12 protein-coding genes are annotated in these 18,298 nt (G+C 36.2%); 11 read left to right on the top strand and 1 reads right to left on the bottom strand.

Features of this window, described 5'->3' with window-relative positions; translation table 11 throughout:
- Window positions 1-44: 44 nt before the first annotated feature.
- From IPI65_03795 to IPI65_03825, 7 genes are all read left to right on the top strand, one after another.
- Window positions 45-1,118: a PA0069 family radical SAM protein gene (locus tag IPI65_03795; GenBank protein ID MBK7440668.1), complete on the top strand. Its 1,074-nt coding sequence runs from the start codon at window positions 45-47 to the stop codon at window positions 1,116-1,118.
- Window positions 1,119-1,206: 88 nt separating this feature from the next.
- Window positions 1,207-2,199: a polysaccharide deacetylase family protein gene (locus IPI65_03800; protein ID MBK7440669.1), complete on the top strand. Its 993-nt coding sequence runs from the start codon at window positions 1,207-1,209 to the stop codon at window positions 2,197-2,199.
- Window positions 2,196-3,074, top strand: a complete 879-nt coding sequence (locus IPI65_03805) for a sulfotransferase domain-containing protein (protein MBK7440670.1) — start codon at window positions 2,196-2,198, stop codon at window positions 3,072-3,074. Before IPI65_03800 ends, IPI65_03805 begins: the two co-directional genes overlap by 4 nt.
- An 82-nt stretch (window positions 3,075-3,156) precedes the next feature.
- Window positions 3,157-4,221: an efflux RND transporter periplasmic adaptor subunit gene (locus tag IPI65_03810; protein ID MBK7440671.1), complete on the top strand. Its 1,065-nt coding sequence runs from the start codon at window positions 3,157-3,159 to the stop codon at window positions 4,219-4,221.
- Between the two features lie 10 nt (window positions 4,222-4,231).
- Complete coding sequence (locus tag IPI65_03815; protein ID MBK7440672.1) at window positions 4,232-7,300, top strand: efflux RND transporter permease subunit; 3,069 nt, start codon at window positions 4,232-4,234, stop codon at window positions 7,298-7,300.
- A complete protein-coding gene (locus IPI65_03820) occupies window positions 7,290-8,603 on the top strand; it encodes a TolC family protein (protein ID MBK7440673.1) in 1,314 nt (437 codons plus the stop codon). The genes IPI65_03815 and IPI65_03820 overlap by 11 nt, the downstream gene beginning before the upstream one ends.
- Before the next feature lie 99 nt (window positions 8,604-8,702).
- Complete coding sequence (locus tag IPI65_03825; GenBank protein MBK7440674.1) at window positions 8,703-9,296, top strand: SGNH/GDSL hydrolase family protein; 594 nt, start codon at window positions 8,703-8,705, stop codon at window positions 9,294-9,296.
- Here IPI65_03825 and metH read toward each other — a convergent pair.
- Complete coding sequence (gene metH, locus IPI65_03830; protein ID MBK7440675.1) at window positions 9,293-12,955, bottom strand: methionine synthase; 3,663 nt, start codon at window positions 12,953-12,955, stop codon at window positions 9,293-9,295. The two genes, IPI65_03825 and metH, sit on opposite strands and share 4 nt — an antisense overlap.
- Window positions 12,956-13,425: 470 nt before the next feature.
- Between metH and IPI65_03835 the strand changes: the two genes are divergently transcribed.
- The 4 genes from IPI65_03835 to IPI65_03850 all read left to right on the top strand — a co-directional run bounded on the left by IPI65_03835 (window position 13,426) and on the right by IPI65_03850 (window position 18,186).
- A complete protein-coding gene (locus tag IPI65_03835) occupies window positions 13,426-15,369 on the top strand; it encodes a T9SS type A sorting domain-containing protein (GenBank protein MBK7440676.1) in 1,944 nt (647 codons plus the stop codon).
- A gap of 121 nt (window positions 15,370-15,490) precedes the next feature.
- Window positions 15,491-16,543 (top strand): phenylalanine--tRNA ligase subunit alpha, encoded by a 1,053-nt coding sequence (gene pheS / locus IPI65_03840; GenBank protein ID MBK7440677.1) that lies wholly within the window; start codon window positions 15,491-15,493, stop codon window positions 16,541-16,543.
- 4 nt (window positions 16,544-16,547) lie between these two features.
- Entirely contained in the window at window positions 16,548-17,156 is a 609-nt protein-coding gene (locus IPI65_03845) for a hypothetical protein (protein MBK7440678.1), read from the top strand.
- A gap of 7 nt (window positions 17,157-17,163) precedes the next feature.
- Entirely contained in the window at window positions 17,164-18,186 is a 1,023-nt protein-coding gene (locus IPI65_03850; protein ID MBK7440679.1) for an SPASM domain-containing protein, read from the top strand.
- Window positions 18,187-18,298 lie beyond the last annotated feature (112 nt).

Here is an 18,298-nt window from a genome sequence, read left to right on the forward strand (position 1 = left end):
TTTGTCAGGAAATATGACTTTATTTGTCAAAAATAATGACAATTATGGAATTTCCAAAATTTGATGAAAATTTTTTTAAAGGTCGCGGTGCTCAGATAAATCCGTTTAACCCTTTTCATGCCTCAAACGTAACAGCAGAGCACATTGAAGGGCTTGATGAAGAATTATTATCACCCCGTCAAACCCAATTTTACAGCGAACATCCGAAAAAAATTCTAAATAAGCTCGAAATGCCCGATGCGGCTATGATGTACTCCGTAAATCCTTATCAGGGTTGCGAACATGGATGTATCTATTGTTATGCCCGAAATTCTCATAATTATTGGGGATTTAGTGCCGGCCTCGATTTCGAAACTAAAATTATTATTAAACATAATGCAGCCGAATTACTCGAAAAAGTGTTCATGGAGCAAAAATGGGTGCCCGGACCGGTAACTTTTTCAGGTAATACCGATTGTTATCAGCCCGTTGAACGCAAAATGGGTATCACCCGCAGCTTATTAGAGGTATGTAACAGATTTAAAAACCCTGCCGGAATTATCACTAAAAATCAACTTATCCTCCGCGATCTGGATATTTTGCAAGACCTAGCGAAAGACAATCTCATATTTGTAAATATTACGGTAACCACATTACAGGAATCATTACGTCGTCAGCTGGAACCACGCACTACCAGTTGCGGTGGCCGCTTAAAAACTATTGAAAAACTTGCTGCAAAAGGAATACCGGTTGGTGTTATGATTGGGCCAATTATTCCCGGACTCACCGATTCGGAAATTCCTGATATTATTAATGCTGCTGCCGACCATGGCGCACAAACTGCCAATTATACCATGGTGCGTTTGAATGGTGCTTTGGATAAAATTTTTACCGACTGGATTTGGAAAACGTATCCGATGAAGGCAGAAAAAGTTTTGAATAACATCCGTTCTACACATCAAGGGCAACTGAACGACAGCCGATGGTCGCTGCGCATGCGTGGTGATGGTGAACTGGCAAATAGTATTCATCAGTTATTTTATCTCATGCGCGATAAATATATGCCAAACCGAACACCATTTGAATATAATATTAAATCGTTTAAACGGCCCGGACAACTTACCCTGAATTTTGATTAGTGATGTAGTTGTTAAACTATACAACATTCTGGGTGCAATGGTTTGACCGAATTCATTTAGCTTTACATGTAATTTTTTTGTAGGGCAAATGGGTTTGAAACAAAGTTATTTTACTATTTATAACAAGCGAAATCGTAAGTCGGCTATCGCTACACTTGCTGATAAAACCGGAATGCGTATTATATTCCCATTTTACCATGTTGTAAGTGATGAGCCCGTCCAACATATTAATTACCTCTATAAAGTAAAAACGACAAAACAATTTATTGCAGATTTAAATTTTTTACTGGAAAATTATTTACCACTTGCAATCGATGATTATCAAAACGGAAACTACAATCCGGAAAAAAATTATTTTGTATTAAGTTTCGATGACGGCCTGAGTCAAATGGCTCATGTGGTTCATCCTATTTTAAAATCATTATCTATTCCCGCTTTATTTTTTTTAAACTCCGGATTTATTGATAATACTGCTTTATTTTATCGGTATAAAGTAGCATTGCTGTTAGCTGAGATAGAACATACTGCGCTGGCAACACAAATTTCTGCTGTATTATCATTAAATAAAATTAAAGTTGCTGACCCGGTAAAATATTTATTACAGCTTAAATATAAAGACACGAATTTAATTGATTCAATAGCGAAGTCCTGCAATTATAACTTTGAAGATTATCTCAAAAATGCACATCCATATCTGTCCACCAATCAAATTTTTGATTTGATAAAAGATGGACATACCGTAGGTGCCCATTCGGTTGATCATCCCTTGTACAGTGCCATTGACCCGCAATTGCAATTTGTTCAAACGCGAGACAGCATGCGGTTTATAAACGAAAAATTTAATCTCCCCAAAAATTACTTTGCTTTTCCTTTTACTGCTGATGGTGTTGTAAAAGAATTATTCCCTGCTATGTATAGTGAATTAAATATTCATAAAAGTTTTGGAACTGCCGGGTTGCAAAAAAATAAAATTAACAATCATATAGAAAGAATTCCTGCCGAACACCAAACTTATAATTTGGAAACGTTGGTAAAAAATGAATATCATTATTTTCAATTTAAAAAAATGTTTGGCAAATGAGTTTGGTAAACACATTGATAATTGGTGCAGGAAGAAGTGGAACTACATCTTTGTATGCCTATCTTGAAAAACATCCGGCGGTAAATTTTTCTATCACAAAAGAATTACATTATTTTTCTATACCGGATTTATACAACCGTGGTGAAAATTATTTTCACAGTTTATTTACTGATCGTAATAAAAAAATTATTGCCACTGCAGATACTTATTTGCTTATGGACACAGATGCGCCTGCAAGAGTAAAAGCTTATAATGCAAATATGAAGCTGATTATTATGTTGCGCGAACCGGTTGCACGTGCTTACAGCAATTTTAATTATTCAGTAAATTTTGGGCACGAAAAATCAGATATTTCTTTTTTAGAAACGATTAAACTCGAGCCTGGCAGATTAAATTCTGAGGACATTGTAGAAAAAAATAACTTATGTCATTTTTACGGCAGTTTATATTATAAACATATCAGTTACTGGAATAAATATTTTCCGTCAGATCAAATTTTAATTTTCAAATTAGCAGATTTAAAAAATAATCCTGAACAATTTTATAAAAATGTGTGTATTCAGCTGGGAATAAATTATGTTCCGTTTGAAAAACAGGATAAAGAATTTAACGTTGCTACCGGTGCAAAAAGTAAATGGCTGCAACAATTATTATTAAATCGTAACAATCCGGTACGAAAAGTATTATCGTTTATGCTCAGACCATTTAGAAAATTGGTTATACAATCGGGTATGATAGATAAAGTATATGCGCTCAATAAAAAAACAATAACTATTCAGCCTTTAACTGATGAAGAGAAGCAGATAGCTAAGGCATATTTTAAGGAAGATGAAGAATTATTGATTAAAACCTATGGTATTTCACTCAATAATTGACACTTTAACAAAATTTTAATAAACTTTTTTCCTCTTTATACCATTGATAAACTTATTTGACCAAAACTACTACCACTATAAAATGAATAATGTTAATCGAATAATTGTTGGTTTTACTGCAAGCATGGCGATATTACTTTCTGCCTGCGGTAAAGCAGAATCCAAAACAGAAACCTTGCCTGCAGCAGCCCCGGTTGCACAACCTGTTCAGGCATTTGTTGCAGGAAGTGCGAGTTTGAATAATGTGATTGATGCCACCGGTACTGTTTTGGCAAATGAGGAAGTAGAAATTCGAAGTGAAATTCAGGGCAGAGTTACAGGCGTTTATTTTAAAGAAGGTGAATTTGTTGCTGCAGGAAAATTGTTAATTAGCATTGATGATAAAGAACTACAAGCACAATTAAAAAGAACCGATTTATCTATACAACTTGCAAATGAAGATGAAACGCGTAAAAAGAAATTAACTGATATCGGCGGTTTAAGTAAAGAAGATTATGATGTTGCTCTAAACTATCTCTTAAAATTAAAAGCTGAACGCGAATTACTAGTTACGCAAATTGAAAAAACAAAAATTACTGCGCCGTTTTCCGGTGTTATTGGATTGCGATATATCAGTGAAGGTGGGTATGTAACACCGGCTAATTTAATTGCAACATTACAACAAACCAATCCCATTAAAGTAGAATTTAGTATTCCTGAAAAATATGCAGGTAATATTAAAAATGGCTCAATAGTAAATTATACGGTTGAAGGTAATACAAAAACGTATTCGGCAACTGTTTATGCAAAAGAACCTAAAATTGATCCTGCAACAAGAACAATAAAAGTTAGAGCAACCGGTCCTAATAATGATAATATGCTTGTGCCAGGTGCTTTTGCTAAACTGGAAATTGATTTAGCAACTATTGCTGATGCCATTGTTGTTCCGTCTGAAGCACTTGTGCCTACAATTAAAGGTCAATCAGTAATGCTGGTTAAAAATGGTAAAGCAACTATGACTGTTGTTACTACCGGAATTAGAACTGAAACCACTACACAAATTGTTGATGGTGTTGTTCCGGGAGATACAATTGTAGTTACCGGATTATTAACTGTTCGTGATGGAATGCCCGTTAAACCAATTGTTATTGAAAAAATAAATAAATAATTCAGGCGATATGAATATTTCCTCTCTTTCAATTAATCGCCCGGTAATGGCTACCGTTATTTCGATTTTAATTTTATTATTCGGAATAATCGGATACTCATTTTTAGGTGTGCGGGAATACCCAAGTGTTGACCCGCCTATTATTACAGTATCAACAAATTATATTGGTGCTAACGCAGATGTTGTTGAATCGCAAATTACCGAAGTTCTCGAAGAAAATATTAATGGTATTGCCGGCATCCGTTCATTATCTTCTACAAGTGCTGATGGAAGAAGTACAATTACCGTTGAATTTGAATTAGATGTTGACCTTGAAGCTGCCGCTAATGATGTACGCGACCGTGTAAGTCAGTCGGTTCGTAACCTGCCGCCCGATTGTGATCCGCCTGTAGTTGCAAAATCGAGTGCCGATTCCAATCCGATTGTTTCCATGACCATTCAGAGTAATCAGCGCTCATTACTGGAATTATCAGAAATAGCAAATAATGTATTTAAAGAACGATTGCAAACAATTCCGGGAGTAAGTGAAATAAGGGTTTGGGGAGAAAAAAAATATTCGATGAAATTATTGCTGGATCCGGTTAAACTGGCAGGCTATAATTTAACTCCCCTTGATGTAAGAGATGCTTTAAATAAAGAAAATGTTGAATTACCTACAGGAAGAATTGAAGGTTACAATACAGAACTTTCTATTCGCACATTCGGACGATTAACTTCTGAAGAAGATTTTAATGAGTTGATTATTAAAGAAACAGATGGGGCAGTTATTAAATTAAAAGATATTGGTTCTGCAAAATTATTACCTGAAAATGAAAGAACAATTTTACGCGGTAATGGTGGAATTCCTCAAGTGGCAGTTGCCATTACACCACAACCCGGGTCTAATTATATTGACATAGCTGATGAATTTTATGCGCGCGTCGAAAATATTAAAGATGAATTACCCGACGATTTACAATATAATATTGCATTAGATACGACACTTAGTATTCGTAAAGCGATTGATGAAGTTAAGGAAACACTGGTTATTGCTTTCATTCTTGTTGTATTAATCATATTTGCATTTTTACGCGACTGGCGAACAACTTTAATTCCGGTAATTGCTATCCCGATTTCATTAATAGGTGCATTTTTTATCATGTACATTGCCGGTTTTTCAATAAATATTTTAACCCTGCTCGGAATTGTTTTAGCAACCGGTATTGTGGTAGATGATGCCATTGTGGTATTGGAAAATATATATGCAAAAATTGAACGTGGCATGGCTCCGAAAGAAGCCGCACATGAGGGCTCCAAAGAAATTATTTTTGCAATTATTTCAACAACTGTAACACTCGCAGCAGTATTTTTACCGATAATTTTCCTTCAGGGATTAACGGGCAGGTTATTCCGCGAATTTGGAATTACCGTTGCCGGATCAGTTATTATTTCAGCAGTTGTTTCATTAACCTTAACGCCAATGATGAGTTCGCGGATTTTAAAACACCGCGAAAAACATAATTGGCTGTATCGTGCAACTGAACCATTTTTCGTGGGTTTGGTTGGGGGATATCACCGTTCGTTAAAAATATTATTGCGCACACCTACTATTGCATTTTTAATCATGCTAATTTCTGGTGGAATTATTTATTATTTCGGAGGAAAATTACCGGAAGAATTAGCGCCTATGGAAGATAAAGGGCGTTTTGTAATTAATTCTACTGCACCCGAAGGAACTTCATTCGAAAAAATGGATGCCTTTAATCAGCAATTGGTAGAAATAGTTGATACATTACCTGAAAAGGCAAATATTATTGCAGTTACTGCACCAAGTTTTGGTTCATCCAGCGCGGCAAATTCAGGGTTTATTCGTGTCAATTTGGTTGAAGCAGAAGATCGGGATAAATCGCAGCAACAAATAGCGGATGAAATGGCCGCTATCGTTAAAAAATATAATTTCGCAAGAACATTTATCAGTCAGGAACAAACTATTGGTGGCGATAGACGTGCAGGCCTACCTGTGCAGTATGTTATCCAGGCTCCTGATTTCGAGCAACTACGAGCTGTTATTCCAAAATTTATGGAGCAAGCTGCTCAGGATCCTGCTTTTCAGGTGGTAGATATTAATTTGAAGTTTAATAAACCCGAATTAACCGTTGAAATTGACCGCGACAGAGCACGTGCACTCGGAGTTACCGTGCGCGATATTGCAGAAACATTACAACTCTATTTCAGCGGACAACGCTTCGGATTTTTTATTTTTAATAATAAACAATATCAGGTAATTGGTCAGGCTACACGTGATAATCGTGATGAGCCTTTTGATTTGAGTAAAGCTTATGTAAAAAATAGTCGTAACGAGTTAATTCAACTTGATAACTTAATTACATTAACAGACAATAGTTCACCTCCTCAACTATTTCGTTACAACAGATATGTGTCTGCAACAATTTCTGCAAACCCTGCTCCGGGTTATACAATTGGTGACGGTATTAAAGTAATGGATAATATTGCAGAAAAAACGTTGAACGACGATTTTTCTACTGCATTAGCAGGTACTTCTAAAGAATTTGCGGAAAGTAGCAATAGTTTGCAGTTCGCATTTTATCTGGCATTAATATTAATTTATTTAATTCTTGCCATACAATTTGAAAGTTATCGCGACCCTTTAATTGTAATGTTTACTGTTCCGCTAGCACTTGCCGGTGCGGTGTTATCACTGAGTATTTTTGGTCAGACATTAAACATATTTTCTCAAATCGGAATTATTGTTTTGGTGGGGATAGTAACTAAAAACGGGATATTAATTGTTGAGTTCGCCAATCAACGTAAAGCAGCAGGCTTAACAAAAATGGAAGCTGCTCTCGATGCTGCAACTCAGCGTTTCCGACCAATTTTAATGACAAGTTTTGCAACGGTTTTAGGGGCTTTGCCAATTGCACTTGCACTCGGTGCTTCATCAAAAAGCCGTGTATCAATGGGTATCGCTATTATTGGCGGATTGCTATTTTCACTTGTATTAACATTATATGTTATCCCTTTACTTTATTTGCTCATGTCAGCAAGAAATAAAAAAATTCAACAATCAAATGAAAATTAATGCTAAATATTTTATCAGCTTAATAATAGTTGTTGCTCTAACTTCAAATGCAATTGCACAAACGCTAACCTTAGTGGAAGCAAGGGCATTAACCTTAAGTAATAATTATGGCATACAAATTCAGCAATTAAATTCAGATATTACTGCATTGCAAAACAGTGCCGGTTATGCCGGTATGTTACCAACTATTTCGGCAACTGCAGCTTATAACACCGAATTAACCAATTCAGAGCAAAAATATTTTAGTGGAGATGTAAGGTCAGTTACCAACGCAGGGGCTAATGCTTTTGATGCGGGTGTTTATTTAAACTGGACACTTTTTGATGGTTTTGCCATGTTTGCTACACGCGATAAATTAAATGAATTGGCAGCAAAAGGTGAATTACAATTAAAAAATGAAATAGAATATACCATGTATGATTTGAACGCAGCATGGTATCAGATGATTCAATTACAGGAAGCAGCTGAGGTTAACAAGAAAAACATTGAGGTTTCACTTGAACGTTATCGTATTGCAAAAAACCGAGAAACACTTGGTGCAGCTTCACACCTGGATGTGTTGCAGGCTGAAGTTGATTTGCATACTGATAGTGCGTCACTCATGCAAACTAATTTACAATTAAAAAATACAAAAGCTAAAATAAATAATATCATTGGCAGAGATCCTGCAACTGAATTTAATTCTACTGAAAAAATTACAGTTAATACTGGAATTATTTATAGTGATGTAATAACTAAATCTATTGAAAATAATACAGAACTCCAAATAGCAAAAAAAGATGAAGCCATTTATAATCTACAGGTAAAAGAATTTAAGGCTTTGTTGTATCCTGAATTAAACTTGACCGGCGGATATGGTTATCTTAAATCAACTTCTGAATCCGGATTTGTGGAGTCTAATCTGAATTATGGGCCATCTGTTGGATTGTCATTAAATATTCCATTATTTAACGGTTTTACTACTTCCAGAAATATTGATATTGCACAAATCGGACAACAAATAGTAACAACTCAAACACAACAATTGCAGTTGGATATTAATACATGGATTTATACTTTATACAACCAGTATTCCACCTCATTGGCGTTAATGGAATTGGAGCAACGTAATATTGAAGCAGCGCAACAAAATGTAACCATTGCGTTGGCAAAATTTGATTTGGGTAATATCACTTCAGTTGAACTTAGGGAAATTCAACAGGCATTATTGAACGCTCAAAACCGATTGCTGGTCGAAACCTTAAACGCTAAACTTGCAGAATTGCAATTAATGAAAATAAGCGGTCAGTTGCCCGTAAATTAAGCGACAATCTCAACAATTAGTTATTACGTATATCATAATATGTATTTAATTGCATGTTTAATGTTATTTTTTAATTCGCCGCAACCAAAGCAACATACCATGTTATGCCTTGGTGATAGTTACACGATTGGTCAGTCCGTAGAAACCTCAGAACGTTTCCCGGAGCAAACCGTTTCCAAACTTGCTGATAAATCAAACAGTTTTAATGCACCGGAAATTATCGCCCGCACCGGATGGACATGTGATGAACTGAATAAGGCAATTAATCAAAAAAATATCAAAACAACTTTTGATGTTGTCACTTTGCTGATTGGCGTGAACGACCAGTTTCGCGGATATGACACAACCGGTTATGCAACAGATTTTGAACAATTATTAAAAACGGCCATACAATTTGCAAATAATAAACCCGCACATGTTTTTGTATTAAATATACCTGATTACGATGTAACTCCCTTTGCCGCAAATGCAAAACAAACGCCCGGACAGATTGCAGCTGATATCGATAACTTTAATACTATTAATAAGCGCATCGCCAATAAATACCATGTCAATTATATTGATATTACTCCAATTTCCAGAAAAGCTGAAAGTCAATCAGATTTAATTGCCTATGATGGATTACATCCTTCTGGTAAAATGTATGGTTTGTGGGCAGATAAATTAGCTGAGTTAATCAGCACAATTTATTAGTAATTAATATTACTGCTCAACCATTTTTCCATTACTTCAGGTGACATGTTTTTTCGTTTGGCTAAATCAAGCACCTGGTCTTTACCTATTTTACCCGTTCCGAAATATTTTGCTTCCGGATGTGCAAAGTACCAACCACTAACACTAGCTGCAGGATACATAGCCATACTGTCGGTAAGCTGAATGCCAATATTTTCTGTTACCTTAAGTAAATTAAATAAGGTAATTTTTTCGGTATGATCAGGGCATGCTGGATAACCGGGCGCAGGTCTTATACCCACATAATTTTCACTGATGAGTTGCTCAGTTGAGTTGTTTTCATCTTTGGAATAACCCCATAATTCTTTGCGCATTAATTCGTGCATACGTTCTGCAAATGCTTCTGCTAACCTGTCGGCAAGTGCTTTTAATAAAATGCTGTTATAGTCATCATGTTGTGCTTCAAATGCTGCAACTTTACCCTCAATATTAAACCCGGCACTTACCGCAAATGCACCTAAATAATCTGTTTTCCCCGATGTTTCAGGTAAAATAAAATCGCTCAGGCAATAATTAGCCTGACCGTCAACCTTTTTATTTTGCTGTCGAATATGATGTAATGTGCAAATCACTTTATTGTTATCATCCAACAACTCAATGTCATCTTCAACTGAACGCGCTTTGAAAATTCCCACTACTGCTTTTGCTGTGAGCCATTTTTCTGCAACTATTTTATCAAGTAAAACCTGTGCATCTTCAAATAATTTTTGTGCTGCTTCACCTATAAGTTCATCTTCCAAAATAGCAGGATATTTTCCATGTAATTCCCATGTTTGAAAAAATGGTGTCCAGTCGATATATTTTACTAACTCTGCAATAGGATAATCATCAAATGTTTTAATTCCGGTAAAACTTGGTGTTACAGGATTATACTCAGTATCTTTTAATTGAATTTTGTTTTTACGAGCATCTGCCAAACTCAAAAATCCTTTAAAAGATTGTTTTGATTTGTGGTTTTGATTTAAGATGGCATATTCATCTTTTATTTCCTGAACAAATGCTGTCTTTTCATGATTCAACAATTTTCCTGCAATGGTAACACTGCGCGATGCATCGGTAACATGAATTACAGGCTGATTATATGCAGGTGCAATTTTAACTGCTGTATGCGTGCGGGATGTAGTTGCACCACCTATTAATAACGGAATGGTGAAATTTCTTTTTTCCATTTCAGATGCCACATAAACCATTTCATCAAGAGAAGGCGTAATTAATCCGCTTAAGCCAATTATATCTACCTTCTCACTTATTGCAGTATTTAAAATCTTCTCTGCATTTACCATCACCCCTAAATCAATTATTTCATAATTGTTGCAGGCTAATACCACACCAACAATATTTTTACCAATGTCGTGTACATCACCTTTTACTGTTGCCATCAATACCTTTGGTCTGCCATCAGTATTTCCGCTAAGTGTTTTTTCTTTTTCAATAAAAGGTTGTAAATAAGCAACTGCTTTTTTCATTACGCGGGCACTTTTAACTACCTGCGGTAAAAACATTTTTCCGCTGCCAAATAAATCGCCTACCACATTCATTCCGGCCATTAAAGGACCTTCAATTACATCAAGCGGTTTTGCATATTTTACTCTGGCTTCTTCAATATCTGTATCTATAAAATCAGTAATTCCTTTCACCAATGCATAACTCAATCTTGCTTCTACTGTATTATTTCGCCATTCATCGGTAACAATTGCTGTTTTATCTTTTTTCTTTAATGTTTCTGCAAATGCTACGAGATTTTCAGTTGCATTTTCATTGCGGTTAAAAATTACATCTTCAATTTTTATTAATAAATCTTTATCGATATTTTCATAAATATCAATCATGCCCGCATTTACAATTCCCATGTCCATTCCGGCTTTTATGGCATGATATAAAAATGCGGCATGCATGGCTTCGCGAACCGTATTATTTCCCTGAAATGCGAATGAAATATTACTTACTCCACCACTAACTAATGCGCCTGGTAAATTTGCTTTAATCCATTTTGTGGCATTAATAAAATCAACAGCATAATTATTGTGCTCTTCTATCCCTGTACCTATCGTTAAAATATTTGGATCGAAAATAATATCTGTTGGCGCAAAATGTAATTCATTTACTAATATTTTGTAAGCGCGTTCACAAATTTCAATGCGTTTTTCAAATGTTGTTGCCTGACCTTCTTCATCAAACGCCATAACTATTACAGCGGCGCCTAATTGTTTAGCCTTGTGTGCATGTTCTTTAAATTTAGATTCACCTTCTTTAAGTGAAATGGAATTGACAATGCTTTTTCCCTGCAAACATTTTAATCCGGCTTCAATTACTTCCCACTTACTTGAATCAATCATCACAGGCACGCGCGAAATATCGGGTTCAGCAGCAATTAAATTTAAAAAAGTTATCATTGCATGAACTGAATCAATCATACCTTCATCCATGTTCACATCAATAACCTGGGCGCCATTTTCAACCTGCTGTCGTGCAACAATTAATGCATCATCATATTTTTCCTCAGTAATTAATCGTTTAAATTGTTTACTTCCAGTAATATTTGTTCGTTCTCCAACATTAACGAAATTACTTCCTTCAAATAATTCAAATTTTTCTAACCCTGCAAAGGCAGGTAATTTTGGTAATACCTGTGGTATACGTGGCGGATATTTCGATGCTATTTTACTGATATAGGCAATGTGCGCAGGTGTAGTTCCGCAGCAGCCGCCAATAATATTTACCCATCCATTTTTTAAATAAACTTCAACATCATTACCATTACTTTCAGGTGTTTCATCATATTCGCCAAATGCATTTGGTAAACCTGCATTTGGATATGCAGAAACAAATAAATCGGTGTTAACAGAAAGTGTCTGAATATATTCTTTTAATTGTTTAGCACCTAAAGCACAATTTAAGCCGATACTTAATAATGGTAAATGACTAATTGAAACGAGAAATGCTTCAACTGTTTGTCCACTCAACGTTCTGCCACTGGCATCGGTTATTGTGCCGGAAACCATAACCGGTAATTTTTTACCTGTTTCCGTAAATAATTTATCTATCGCGAAAATTGCTGCCTTGGCATTAAGTGTATCAAAAATGGTTTCTATCAATAAAATGTCTGCACCACCATCCATCAAACCCCTGGCTTCTTCATAATATGCATCTGCCATCTCATCAAAAGTAACGGTGCGATAACCGGGATTATTAACGTCGGGAGACAAACTCAGCGTTTTATTGGTTGGCCCAAGTGCACCTGCCACAAAACGGGGTTTATCCGGATTTTTAACTGTATATTCTGCAGCAGCAGCTTTAGCAAGTTGTGCTGAAACTAAATTGAGTTCATAAGCCAGGTGCTCCAAACCATAATCTGCCTGGGCTATTGCTGTTCCACTAAAAGTGTTGGTTTCAATAATATCGGCTCCTGCTTCAAGATATTGCTCATGAATGGCCTTAATAATTTGCGGCTGGGTAAGTGACAACAAGTCATTATTGCCCCTCAAATCATGTGGATGGTCCTTAAAACGTTCTCCTCTGAACTCAGCTTCACTAAGTTTATACTGCTGAATCATGCTTCCCATTGCTCCATCGAGCACCATGATGCGTTTTGCCAGAATGTTCCTCAAAATATTTTCCACGCGCAAATTTACATCAACAAGGTTTTACCAAACAGATGAGTTCAAAAGAATTACAAAATCAGCATAAATAAGCTCAATTCTTTGAATTTTCTTCAATAAAGTATCTTGCGAAAATCAATACCTTGCAAAGATGGTAAACGGCTAAAAAATAGGTGTTCCATGACAGTCAAAAATAATTTTCTTTTAGGACTTACATCTTGATAATCAGCATTTTAGACATTATTATGACATAATTTTGTGCTGAAAACCCTTATTACGTGACAGCCAACATACCCTGTGCTTAGAATTTTGTAAGGAAATTTATGGAAATTGCAAAAATCCGCTAATTTTACGCAACTTTTATGGGGGGTGGGGCATCTACACAATACAGTTCTTGTTTTATCTTCCGTAACTTGTTACATTGAAACGCCACATAATCAAAAATTAGTTAACCAATTTAATCATTAATTAACCCTTAATTTTAATTTCAAATGTTGAAAAAATCGTTACTTTTCACAGCTTTCTCATTTATGTTGGGAGGTTTAGTGATGGCGCAGGCGCCACAGCGTAGCTGTTCAACAATGGACGTAGATGCTCGTTTAAGAGCTGAAGATCCAATGTATGAAATCAATAGAGCAGCTATTGAGGAATTTACTCAAAACTACATTGCAACTGAAGCTAACACCGGCGAAAGAGCTGTTGTTACCATTCCGGTTGTTGTACACATTATTTACAACGTAGCAGCAGAAAACATTGCTGATGCTCGTGTTTTTGAACAAATTGACGTTTTAAACAAAGATTTCCGTCGCTTAAATGCTGACGTTGGTGAAACACCTGCTTATTTTACAGGAGTTGCTGCTGACTGTGAAATCAATTTCTGTTTAGCTACTGTTGACCCAAGTGGTAACCCAACTACAGGTATCACTAGAACCAGCACAACTAAAACTTCATTCAGCACTGCTGATGATATGAAATTTGCTACTTACGGACATACTGCATGGGACAGAAATAAATATCTGAACTTATGGGTTTGTGACTTAAGTGGTGGTTTATTAGGTTATGCTCAGTTCCCTGGTGGTGCTGCTGCTACTGATGGTGTTGCTATCGACTACGTTTATTTCGGAACAGGTGGTGGCGCTGCTGCTGCTCCTTACGATTTAGGTAGAACTGCAACTCACGAAGTTGGTCACTGGTTAAACTTATTCCATATTTGGGGTGATGATGGTACCGGTTGCGGCGGATCTGATGCTGTAGGTGATACTCCTAATCAGGCTGACGAAACTTATGGTTGCCCTAACGGAACTATTCGTATTTCTTGCTCTAACGGTCCTAACGGTGACATGTATCAAAACTACATGGATTATACTGATGATGGCTGTATGAACTTATTTACTGCTGGTCAAAAAGCTCGCGCTCAGGCATTATTTGCTGCGGGTGGTGCCAGAGTAAGTCTTACAACTTCTAATGGCTGCGCAGGTGGCGGTGGAGTTACTTGTGCTGTTCCAACCGGAATGACAACAACTTCAATCGGTACTACAACAGCTACTTTCAACTGGACTGCTGCTGCTGGCGCTACTAGCTATAACGTTCGTTATAAAGCTACTGCTGCTGCAACTTGGACTACAACAACTTCAGCTACAACTTCTAAAGCTGTTACCGGCTTAACTGCAGGTACTGCTTACGAATGGCAAGTTCAAACTGTTTGTGCTGCAGGTGCTACTAGTGCTTACACTTCTTCTACTACATTTACTACTACTGGTGGTGGTGCAACTTGCGTTGACAACTACGAACCAAACAATACTTCAGGAACTGCTGTAACATTATCTACTGGTACAACTTACCAGGAATTAATTGCCAGCTCTACCGATGTAGATTGGTTTAAATTCACTACTACAGGTGCTAATACTAAAATAAAAGTAAACGTTACCTCTTTACCAGCCGACTACGATGTTAAATTATACAACCAGTCTGTTGCTCAAAAAGGTGTTTCTGAAAATGGTGGAACTGCTGACGAACAAATTATCTGGAATACAACTGCTACTGGAACACGTTATGTTCAGGTTTACGGTTGGTCAGGTGCGTTTAACGCAAGCGATTGCTATGATTTATTAATTTCAGTTCGTTCTGCTAACTGGAAAGATGATGGCACATTTGCTACCGTTGATGAAGAATGGAATAACTCAATTCTTGGTGTATTCCCTAACCCTGCTTCAGGTGAAATGGTTACAGTTGATTACTTCAGCGTTCAGGAAGATATGAATGTTACAATCACTTTAGTTGATATTCTTGGCCGTCAGGTTGGAACTTCAACTGCTGCTGTAACTTCAGGCGAAAACATGATTGATGTTAATATCGATCAGTTAGAAGCCGGCTTCTACTTCGTTGTTATCAGCAATGGTAAATCAAGCTACTCTGAAAAATTTGTGGTTGAATAATTAAAATCATAAATCATATAAAAAGCGGTTGTCTCGTTGAGGCAGCCGCTTTTTGTTTTACAATATTGATGGGTACATCGTAATACTTAATCCATGCCTTACTTTTTGTAAATTTGCTCGCATGGAAGGCTTACAGGATCAATTCAGCACTATCGAAGCGCTAAAAGCAGATGTACAGGCTTTTGTTGTTACGAATGCTGCTGAACTGGAACAATTCAGAATTAAATTTCTTGGAACAAAAAATGTTTTGAAAGACATTTTTGCAGAAATCAAAAATGTTCCGAATGAACGAAAAAAAGAATTCGGCCAAAAAGTAAATGAATTAAAACAACAGGCAGAAACCCGATTTACGGAGCTCGAAGCACTTTATAAAAACAATACAGCTGTAATTGCAGATACTATTGATATGAGTATGCCTGCAAATACCACTGCGCCAGGTGCGCGACATCCAATTACCTTAATGAAGGATGAGCTGATGTCCATATTTACCCGTATCGGTTACACCGCAATCGACGGACCGGAAATTGAAGACGACTGGCATAATTTCACCGCTTTAGGTATGCCTGAAGACCACCCGGCAAGAGATATGCAGGATACATTTTATGTGCAAACAAATCCTGCTATTTTGTTACGAACACATACTTCCAATGTGCAAATTCGTGTTATGGAAGCATTGTCGAAAGCACGAAAACAACCACCGGTTCGAATTGTTGCTTTGGGTCGTACTTATAGAAATGAAACCATTTCAGCAAGAGCGCATTGTACTTTTCATCAAATAGAATTATTATATATCGATGAAGGGGTAACCTTTGCCGATATGAAACAAACTTTGCTTTATCTCGCACAGGAATTATACGGAGCGCAAACAAAAATTCGTTTACGTCCAAGTTATTTTCCATTTACAGAGCCCAGTGCAGAAATGGATGTGAGTTGCTTTGTTTGTGGCGGCAATGGTTGTGCAATTTGTAAACATACCGGATGGGTTGAAATTGGCGGATGCGGTATGGTTGATCCCGTTGTGCTCGAAAATTGTGGTATCGATTCTGAAAAATATACCGGATTCGCATTTGGATTCGGATTGGAAAGAATGGCGATATTAAAATATAAAATTAATGATATCAGGTTATTTACTGAAAATGATTTACGTTTTTTAAAACAATTTGAACAGCTTTAATTACATGAAATTCCGTATCGTAATATTTTTATTTACTGCACTTTTATTTACTAATAAAATTTATGCTCAAAGTTCAACACTTGGGGTAGATACTAATGTAGTTTCAGGTAACGACAGTCTCACTATTATTGGAACAGATACAATTATCGGTCCGCCTATAACTTTCCGTTCATACAATGAGCGTTTTATTGATTTTATGTTTTTTGATGGCAGTTTTAATGTGGTTTCTTTTCATATCACAGAAAAAAGTTCATCCTTTCAACTCATGTTAAGTAGTTTGGATTCTAGTACATATTGCTTCAGCGTAAGCCCTGAAGAATTTAAAATTTTAATGGCTTATATGAAACAATTTAACGATGAATTACTGGCACAACCCAATTATCCGATAAAATGTAATTATTGTCAAACGCTCCAAATGTTTTGGTACGATGGCGATAAAGAACGCAGCACAATTAAACGCAGTTATCGCATCCCTTCCGTTTTTAACGAAATTCTTGAATTTTGTTATGATGTGAGCAGCGACGATAAAAGAAAATGTTCAATTGAACTGAACTATTTTCACTCTTTAGAAGGTTTTGAAGATAATCTGAAAGGACCTTCATCCAATAAATAATATTATTATGCCATTTAGTTTTACAGATTCCCTCAACTATGCATCAAAAATGACGCCCCGACGGTTGTGGAATATGAGTAAAGTGGTATCATCTTATTATTACAGCAAAATAGTTAAAAAGCCGGTTCAGTGGGGCCTACCAATTTCGCTTTCTTTTGAACCCACCACTTCCTGTAATTTGCGTTGCCCGGAATGTCCGAGTGGTTTGCGCGCATTTACCCGACCAACCGGAATGCTCAAAAAAGATTTTTTTAAGGAAACAATGGATGAGCTGGGTAAAGATTTAACCTATCTTATTTTTTACTTTCAGGGTGAACCATATTTAAATCCCGATTTTTTAGATATGGTGAAATATGCTAACCGAAAAAAAATATACACTGCCACTTCAACAAATGCACATTATCTGACTGATGAAATGGCAAAAAAAACAATAGAAAGTGGTTTAGACAGATTAATAATTTCTATCGATGGCACAACACAAGATGTTTATCAGCAATATCGTGTAGGTGGTAACCTGGAAAAAGTGCTGGAAGGGGCCAGAAATATTGTTAAATGGAAAAAAGAAATGAAAAGTAAAACCCCGTTTGTTATTTTTCAGTTCCTTGTAGTTAAACCAAACGAACATCAAATTGAAGATGTAAAAAAACTGGGTAAAGAAATTGGGGTAGATGAAGTTGCTTTTAAAACTGCACAAATTTATGATTACGAAAATGGCAGTAATTTAATTCCAACAATAGATTATTATTCCCGTTATGCTAAACAGGATGACGGAAAATATACCATCAAAAATAAAATGCTAAATCATTGCTGGAAATTATGGCATTCATGTGTAATTACCTGGGATGGTGCTGTTGTACCATGTTGTTTCGATAAAGATGCTGACCACCGCCTCGGCGATTTAAAAGAAATGTCGTTTAAACAACTATGGCAGGATGGTAAATACAAAAATTTCAGGGCAGCATTGCTCAAATCAAGAAGTGAAATTGATATTTGTAAAAATTGCACAGAAGGAACCAAGGTTTGGGCTTAGCAATTAGCTGATTAGCTAATGGGGTTTGTCGAATCATTTACATGAGGAAACTAATTGAGATTTTATCATGCAATAAAAATAAATATTTCAAACAAACAAAAATGAGCAACCT

The sequence above is a fragment of the Bacteroidota bacterium genome (assembly GCA_016706255.1).
Taxonomy (GTDB): domain Bacteria; phylum Bacteroidota; class Bacteroidia; order Chitinophagales; family BACL12; genus UBA7236.